We start from the raw sequence: 6,957 nt of genomic DNA, 5'->3' as shown, positions 1-6,957 counted from the left end.
GTGTACAAATACCCCCAAACAGATGTAAGTGTAGTGTATATTATCTTTATATTTTAAATATCTTATTATTAGATATTGCTTTTTCTAAATTCTTAATGTCTTTTACTTGCACCTTTGATTCAAACCCTTTTATATGTTTACTATGATGGATATCTGATCCTGCAAAATCAATTAAATCATTCTTTAATAAAAACTTAGCAGCTTCTAAAACATGTCCGCCATAATAACCTGTAACAGAAAGTAAATTCATTTGAAAATTACATCCCATCTTTTTCAACTTCAAATACATATCTGTATTTTGATGATAAAAATTATATCGTTCAGGATGTGCTAATACAATTTCGTACCCTCTACTTTTTAATTGGAATAAGATATCAAATAACTGTATGGGTGGGTTAATATATGACATCTCTACCAATACATACTTATCTTTTAAAGTCAGTAATTCTTCTTGTTCCATTCTTTTTAAAAAACTATCGTCCATCATATACTCAGAAGCAACTCGTAATGAAAGCATATCCGCATGATCAGATAAAATATTTTTTACCTCATCATATTTTGACAGTATTCCTTCTTTTGTATTATCCCATACTAATGGAGTTGTGTGAGGAGTAGTAATTGCTTGATCAAAACCTAAAGATTTCATCGACTCAATAATAAACTTAGTATCATCTGGTGTCTGTGCCCCATCATCAATTCCAAACATTAAATGAGAATGAATATCAATATAATCACTAGGTATTATTTCTTTTAACGCAGGTTTTGACTTAAACATTGAAAACATATCTGATAGTTTTTGAGTAATATTAATTTATTATATAATAAGCTTATTTTGACGCTTATCGATTATTAAAAAGAATAAAGTTAACAAAAACAAAGGTAGGGTAATTAATAATCTTTCAGAAAAAACATTTAAAACAATATAAAGTCCTAATCCTATTAAACTTATTATATAAAGAATTTTATATATTTTACTTCCATTACTGAGGAACATGAAAACTAAAAATAAAGGACTACATAAAAGAATAATATTATTACGTAATATTTCAATATGATCAGAATAAAGTGTTACAAAAGCAAATAAAACACCTAAACTACCTAATATGAAAAAGTAAACTTTTCTTATGATCCTATAATTCTTTCCTAAAAATCCTATTATTACACATAACAAAGAGAAAAACCATAACGAATCCCACCATGAAGCTTTTGAAGTTAGATTAGGATCAGCACTAAATAATGTCACTGTCTCACTAACGATGGGATGTCCATCAACTACAGTTTTCTCTAAACCTTGCATATATTTATCTGGAAGAAACTGTTTATCATTAACCTCATCTATACGTGCTCCTAAAATCATATTAATTCCTAACTTTAGAAAATAACTATCTGTAAGATAATCATTAAAAATACTTCGATAGCTTTTATTATTTGCTGGAACTTCTGCATTAACTATTGTATTAGTAGCACTATTAACGATGTCTACTACTTTGGTTGTACAATTCTGATCTATAAACTTATAAACGTAATATTTATTTTCTTCTTTCAATGCTTCGTTTAACTTATGCCAAATGTCTTCTTTTTGTGCTGAAGTAAGATTTAAAACTTGTTCATAAACACTTCGATTATCATAAACATAGCTCATTACGAAATTGCGCATAGGGGTATAAACTACAAAATACTTCATATCTCCCTTAACAAAACGCAATGCAAAATTTGGTGTAGAAAAGGCAAACATTCCAAAGTTATATACACGATCAATACCTTGCATAGGATCATTTACTCGAATAGCTGTATGTCCAAATAACTCATGTAATTCAGGTCCAGTCCCCACAGTTAATACACTAATTTGAGCTAAATCAGACAATTCCTTATCTTGAGCTAAAACCTGCTGGGTAAAAAACAGTAGCAGTAAACTATATAAAAAAGCTTTCATTTTTTATTTTTTGCTAAAGATATTAAGGTTTAAGCATTCAAAAAAAGATAAATAAATATTTTACAACATAAACCTACGGACTAGAAAAGTACTGCCTATGTTTATTTAAAGATTCTTAATAAATCTAGTAAGTTTTAATATTGTATTTAAATCATTTTTTATACCCTAGTCCCTTCTTTATAGTTACGAACATATTTTTCACTACTTACCATAGTGAATGATTACTACGAAAAGTTTATATATAATCACTAAATCACTAAATAAAATAATATTTACTAATCAATTGACATTATTTACGTATTTCTAACTTTTATGATACATTTGTACTATTAAAATACTACTGTCGTAAGCAGTAAAACAACAAAACAAAAGAGTCAACAACATGAAGAAACACATCCCTAATCTAATTACACTTTTAAATTTATTATCAGGACTTATTGCCTGTGTTTACGCATTTGATGATAATATACACATGGCATTTTTATGGGTATGTATTGGTATTTTCTTTGATTATTGGGATGGCTTTGTAGCTCGTATCCTAAATGTAAAGAGTGAGCTAGGCTTACAATTAGACTCCTTAGCGGATATGGTTACTAGCGGTGTAGTACCTGGATTAGTAGTTTATAAACAATTAGCTAATATACAGGCTAATCAAGAACTGTATAATTTGACTCCAGATACTTATTATATGGGAGTAGTTCCTTATTTAGGATTTATTATTACTTTGGGTGCAGCGTATCGTCTAGCTAAATTTAATATTGACACTAGACAAACAGATTCTTTTATTGGATTGCCAACTCCTGGAAACGCTTTATTTATATTAAGCTTACCAATGATTATAAGTACAACTGATTCAGAGATAATTATTAATATCCTAAGTAATCCATATTTATTAGTTATTTTAAGTATTCTAAGTGCAATAATTATGAATGCAGAATTACCTCTATTCTCATTAAAAATAAAACCTAACAATTTAGGAGCTTATAAATTGCAAATTATTTTTATGATAGTGTCTTTAATACTTTTAATTGCCTTAAAATATTTAGCAATTCCAATTATAATAATAGTATATATTATATTGTCCATTATCAAAAACATAACAGCTCCAAAAATAGCCTAATACATCAACTATTTATATCAAATCAAAAAGCGCCTTCTTAGTAATTACTAAGCAATCTTAAATAAACTAACATTTTGTAATTATTGCTAATACAAAACAAATAATAGCTATTTTTTTAAATACTGAAATCATACAATGGCATAGTTATTGAAATTTATCTATAAACTTTTTTTTCATACTACTTTTGGTCTTGCTCCATAACCCCATAAGGTGCAAGACCATTTTTTTCTCAATACTCAAGTATTAATAATCTAAATTGTTACTTAAAAAAGCCCTTTATAAAACATTTTTTTAGCAGAGTAATTTTTATAAAAACATTTATCATAAAGGCTAAAATTTTTATTTAAAGCAATAAAACTCATAAATAAAAATACAGATTTCAAATATTATAACAATATAATAACAAGCCTTAAAACTATTATTATATAAATAATCAAACAATACTTTAGTTTTTATATTTTTTTTAAATACTTTTAAGAAATTTTTTAATCAAAAACTCAAAAATATATGTTTGATATTCTAGACCCAACGATTATAACATTTATAATTTATCTAGTGGTCATTTTAGGTATTGGTATTGTAGCTTATTTACGCACAAAAGATTTTTCAGACTACATTCTAGGTGGACGTAGTTTCGGACCACTTGTAACCGCATTATCTGCTGGAGCGTCAGATATGTCGGGTTGGCTACTTATGGGGTTGCCAGGAGATATTTTTAACAAAGGGCTTTCTAGTGCTTGGATAGCTATAGGTTTGACAGTGGGAGCTTATTACAATTGGAAATTAGTAGCTGGAAGACTGCGTGTGCATACAGAGATAAACGAAAATGCTCTAACGTTACCAGACTTTTTTAGAAATCGTTATGGGGATAGTGGTAAAATAGTAAAAACAGTTTCTGCATTAACAATTTTAGTTTTCTTTACTATTTATTGTTCTTCAGGAATGGTAGCGGGTGCTAGACTATTTGAAACATTATTCCACATGGACTACCTTAGTGCATTATATATTGGAGCACTAGCAACTATTATTTATACTTTTATTGGTGGATTCTTAGCTGTTAGTTGGAGCGATACTATTCAAGCTACATTAATGTTATTTGCATTAATAGTAACACCTGTTATGATAATCATGCACATGGGAGGATGGGATATGATTGTTGAGTTTACTGATAAAGCAAGTTTAGCTGATCATATACCCTATAACAGTCTAACCAAAAACGTAGAATTAATTACTATTATTAGTGCAGCAGCTTGGGGGCTAGGATATTTTGGTCAACCACATATATTAGCAAGATTTATGGCTGCAGATGGTGTTAAGACCATGAAAAATGCGCGTAGAATAGGAATGACCTGGATGACATTATGTATGGGGGGAGCAGTATTAATAGGTTACTTAGGAATCAGTTATTTCCATAGATTCCCAGAAAATGCAGTCGAAGTTAACAAGGACAATGAACTTATATTTATAGAGTTAATTAAATATTTATTTAATCCATGGATTGTAGGTATTCTTCTTTCAGCTATTCTTGCAGCTGTAATGAGTACGCTTAGCTCTCAATTGCTGATGGCTTCTAGTACGCTAACTCAAGATTTTTATAAAGGATACTTTAGAAGAGGTGCTAGTCAAAAAGAACTTGTATGGACAGGAAGATTAAGTGTATTACTAATCTCATTATTTGCAATTTTTATAGCTTATAATCCAAACAGTAAAGTATTAGCTTTAGTAGCTCATGCTTGGGCAGGCTTTGGAGCTGCATTTGGCCCTATCGTATTATTTACTTTATTTTGGAAAAGAACGACTGGTACAGCTGCTTTGGCAGGAATAGCAGTTGGAGCATTGACTGTAATTTTATGGCCAATCTTATTTGGTCCTAAATTATACGAAATAATTCCAGGGTTTATCTTTAGTTCAATAACAATTTATTTAATCTCTATATATGGTAAACAAGCAACTCCACATATGGTAAATAAATTTGAAGAAGCAGATAAATTATATCACGAAGAAAAATAAGAAAACGAAAATATAATTATAAGAAAAGAGACTTTCAATTACGAAGGTCTCTTTTTTTTATGTTAGTGACTATATATTTTAAACTTGTTATCACATTTGAAAACCTATACCTTTGCAGCTGAATAAAACTACAATATGCTAACACATTCAGCTCACCCCATATATAATAGACATTTTATACTAGTTTGCCTTAGTTCTCTCCTATTCTCAGCTAGTTTTAATATGCTAATACCTGAATTACCAGAATACTTATCAAGTCTAGGAGGAGCTGAATACAAAGGGTTAATAATAGGATTATTTACAATTACTGCAGGAATTTCGCGCCCTTTTAGTGGAAAACTAACAGATAAAATTGGTAGGGTACCTATTATGGCTATTGGTTCTATAGTTTGTTTTATTTGTAGTTTACTTTATCCTATACTAACAAGTGTTTCAGGATTTCTATTTTTAAGACTATTGCATGGTTTTTCTACAGGATTTAAACCTACAGCTACCGCTGCTTATGTTGCAGACATTGTACCTAGAGAACGTTGGGGAGAAGCCCTAGGACTGCATGGCATCTCTTTTAGTACAGGGATGGCAATAGGTCCTGCAATCGGTAGTACAATTAAGATTTATACGTCAATTGACTTTTTATTTTATACATCAGCTTTATTTGCACTTCTTTCAATTGCTATACTGCTAAATATGAAAGAAACTTTACCTAAAAAAGAAAAGTTCAAATTCTCATTACTAAAAATTTCAGGTAAAGATATCTTTGATTTAGCTGTCTTTCCTGCTGCTTTAATTACATGTTTATCCTATATCGCTTATGGTGTCATACTAACCTTAATACCGGACTGGACCACACATTTAGGTCTTGAAAACAAAGGTATTTTCTTTATGATTTTCACATTATCTTCTTTATTAGTAAGATTTGTTGCTGGTAAAGTTTCAGATAAATATGGAAGAGTTCTTATCATTAATATCGGACTTGTTTTATTAATTGTCTCTCTTCTTATTATTGCATTTTTCACTAGTAAAGTTGGTCTCTATACAGGTGCTTTTGTTTATGGAATTTCACTAGGAATTTTATCCCCGGCACTGAATGCATGGACTATTGACTTTAGCAAACCTGATCAACGTGGAAGAGCAATATCTACAATGTACATAGCATTAGAACTAGGCGTAGGTGGAGGTGCTTTCTTAGCAGGTTGGTATTACAAAGATGTCATAACTAATATTCCTATAATCATGTATGCTAGTTCATTTGTAATTCTAATTAGCTTAATTTACATGTTTGTGAGACAACGATTAATTGCTAAGATTAATTAAAGTTTAGAATCTGTGCAATTTGATGTTTTAATACAGGCAAAACCTCTATGTTAAACCATTTATTTTTATTCATCCAAATAAAATTACGTGGTGAAGGATGTGGCAGTGGAAAATAAGTAGGTAAGCAAGTATGGAATTCATGTACATTAGTAGTCAAAGTAGCTTTTGAATTCAAGTAATATTTCTGCGAATATTGGCCTACTAATAGAATTAATTTTACTTCTTTCATTTCACTTAGAATTTTATGATGCCAAGTAGGTGCACATATTTTCATAGGTGGTAAATCACCATTCTTTCCTTTACCAGGATAACAAAATCCCATTGGCATAATAGCAAAATTGTTTACGTCATAAAATTGCTCTTTAGTAACACCCAACCACAATCTAAGCTCATCACCACTTTTATCATCAAAAGGAATTCCTGTCTCATTAACTTTTAATCCAGGAGCTTGCCCAATAATAACAATTTTAGAATGTTCTCCAGCTTGAACAATTGGGTTGCATCCCAAAGGCAATTGGTTAATACATATTTCACAAGCGCGTACCTCTTTTAATAAGTTATCAAATTGATCCATAACAAT

Annotated in this window: 6 protein-coding genes; 3 read left to right on the top strand and 3 right to left on the bottom strand. The window is 29.9% G+C overall.

Annotated features, from left to right (window positions below; all coding sequences use genetic code 11):
* Positions 1-46 precede the first annotated feature (46 nt).
* Positions 47-784, bottom strand: a complete 738-nt coding sequence (locus RH98_RS04125; RefSeq protein WP_026038736.1) for a tyrosine-protein phosphatase — start codon at positions 782-784, stop codon at positions 47-49.
* A 30-nt stretch (positions 785-814) separates the two neighbouring features.
* A complete protein-coding gene (locus RH98_RS04120) occupies positions 815-1,933 on the bottom strand; it encodes a lipoprotein N-acyltransferase Lnb domain-containing protein (protein ID WP_010250815.1) in 1,119 nt (372 codons plus the stop codon).
* Positions 1,934-2,315: 382 nt separating this feature from the next.
* Here RH98_RS04120 and RH98_RS04115 point away from each other — a divergent pair, with 382 nt between their 5' ends.
* The 3 genes from RH98_RS04115 to RH98_RS04105 all read left to right on the top strand — a co-directional run bounded on the left by RH98_RS04115 (position 2,316) and on the right by RH98_RS04105 (position 6,377).
* On the top strand, positions 2,316-3,053 hold the full coding sequence (locus RH98_RS04115; protein WP_010250813.1) for a CDP-alcohol phosphatidyltransferase family protein: 738 nt from the start codon (positions 2,316-2,318) through the stop codon (positions 3,051-3,053).
* A 507-nt stretch (positions 3,054-3,560) separates the two neighbouring features.
* Positions 3,561-5,063, top strand: a complete 1,503-nt coding sequence (gene putP, locus RH98_RS04110) for a sodium/proline symporter PutP (protein WP_010250811.1) — start codon at positions 3,561-3,563, stop codon at positions 5,061-5,063.
* 135 nt (positions 5,064-5,198) lie between these two features.
* Complete coding sequence (locus RH98_RS04105; RefSeq protein ID WP_026038735.1) at positions 5,199-6,377, top strand: MFS transporter; 1,179 nt, start codon at positions 5,199-5,201, stop codon at positions 6,375-6,377.
* On the opposite strand, the gene RH98_RS04100 is transcribed toward RH98_RS04105, so the two are convergent.
* Positions 6,370-6,951, bottom strand: coding sequence for a uracil-DNA glycosylase family protein (locus tag RH98_RS04100; protein WP_010250808.1), 582 nt, complete (start codon positions 6,949-6,951; stop codon positions 6,370-6,372). The genes RH98_RS04105 and RH98_RS04100 overlap by 8 nt on opposite strands.
* Between the last annotated feature and the right edge of the window lie 6 nt (positions 6,952-6,957).

The organism is Myroides injenensis M09-0166 (genome assembly GCF_000246945.1).
In the GTDB taxonomy this organism is placed as follows: domain Bacteria; phylum Bacteroidota; class Bacteroidia; order Flavobacteriales; family Flavobacteriaceae; genus Flavobacterium; species Flavobacterium injenense.
This window is presented reverse-complemented; position numbering and strand designations above follow the sequence as displayed.

What these genes read in the sequence shown, in the direction of transcription:
- RH98_RS04125 (WP_026038736.1), bottom strand. Translation starts at nt 784, where the DNA reads ATGTTTTCAATGTTTAAGTCAAAACCTGCGTTAAAAGAAATAATACCT.
- RH98_RS04120 (WP_010250815.1), bottom strand. Translation starts at nt 1,933, where the DNA reads ATGAAAGCTTTTTTATATAGTTTACTGCTACTGTTTTTTACCCAGCAG.
- RH98_RS04115 (WP_010250813.1), top strand. Translation starts at nt 2,316, where the DNA reads ATGAAGAAACACATCCCTAATCTAATTACACTTTTAAATTTATTATCA.
- putP (WP_010250811.1), top strand. Translation starts at nt 3,561, where the DNA reads ATGTTTGATATTCTAGACCCAACGATTATAACATTTATAATTTATCTA.
- RH98_RS04105 (WP_026038735.1), top strand. Translation starts at nt 5,199, where the DNA reads ATGCTAACACATTCAGCTCACCCCATATATAATAGACATTTTATACTA.
- RH98_RS04100 (WP_010250808.1), bottom strand. Translation starts at nt 6,951, where the DNA reads ATGGATCAATTTGATAACTTATTAAAAGAGGTACGCGCTTGTGAAATA.